The sequence below is a fragment of the Streptomyces sp. NPDC031274 genome, assembly GCF_055570235.1.
On sequence record NZ_JBVIHP010000488.1, the window covers coordinates 1 to 1035 of the forward strand.

The following is a 1035-nucleotide window of genomic DNA, read 5'->3' on the forward strand; positions in this document are numbered from 1 at the left end:
GACTTTCGGCATCGAGGACGTCTCGGTCCCCGGCGACGACCGCACCATCCGGGTCGTACTGATGCAGACGTTCATCCCGGTGCCGGGCCAGGAGGGCAAGGTCGCACTGGTGGCGGGCAGCAGCCAGGTCCTGGACCTGGCGGAGTCGTTCTTCGACATCTTCGACGCGGTGACGTCTACCTTCCGCTTCGCGGAGTAGGGATGGCAGGGCCCTGGGCCTCTGTCCTGCTCGCTGCGACTCTGAGGTACGGATGTGTCCTATGCCGCTGAGGAAGATGAAGGGGCCGCGCAGGCAGCGTGCGCCGGGCGAAATCTTCGTGCTGCGACTGGAGGACCAGAGCCATCGCTTCGGTCGAATTGTCAAGATGGGGGAGACGACTCGGGAGGCGCGGTTCCCTGGCGGCATCCTCGCGTACATCTACGACGTTCCGTCGGCCGATCAGACTCCTGATCTGACGCAGCTCACGCCTGACCGGCTGCTCATGCCGCCCTTCTTCACCCTGGGCTGGGTCTGGTACAAGGGCTACTTCCGTACGGTGGCGCACGCGGAACTGACGCCGGACGATCTCCTGAAGCAGCACTGCTTCTATGACGCGTACCCCAAGGCTTACGTCGACGAGAATGACCGCCGCATCTCCGAACGCGCCGACCCCTGCGGCGTCTTCGCCCTGTCCAACTTCGAATACTTCCAGCACGAAGTCGACTCGGCGCTGGCCGGTAATCCCGTGGTGGGAAACCTGCGGGCGGAGAAGTAGGAAGTCCAAGTCCTTGTTCTCGCCGGCGAAGCTCAAGGCCGTATTGGCCCCGGTCGTCAAAGCACTGGTCGCACAGGCGCCCTGCCCGCTTGCGAGGCGTTGGCCCTGCGTTTGACGGAGGGGCACCCATGTGGGGTGCCGAGACGTGGACGTACGACATCGTTGAGCGAAGCTGGATCTGCGATGGGGAACACAGCCCGCGGCAAGTCCCTCCTCGGCGAGTACCTGCCCGACGTGCAGCGGACCTCGCTGGAGGCGGTGCTTGCCGGGCATAGGCCGG

General features: G+C 64.9%; 1 protein-coding gene and 1 pseudogene. Both read left to right on the forward strand.

Going from position 1 to position 1035, the window contains the following annotated elements:
* A pseudogene (locus tag ACZ5CR_RS47380) lies at positions 1-199 on the forward strand (hypothetical protein); the annotation flags it as partial.
* A 76-nt stretch (positions 200-275) separates the two neighbouring features.
* Positions 276-755, forward strand: a complete 480-nt coding sequence (locus tag ACZ5CR_RS47385) for an immunity 26/phosphotriesterase HocA family protein (protein ID WP_468870281.1) — start codon at positions 276-278, stop codon at positions 753-755.
* Positions 756-1035: the final 280 nt, after the last annotated feature.

Coding starts and splice junctions, on each gene's coding strand:
- ACZ5CR_RS47385 (WP_468870281.1), top strand. CDS start 276: ATGAAGGGGCCGCGCAGGCAGCGTGCGCCGGGCGAAATCTTCGTGCTG.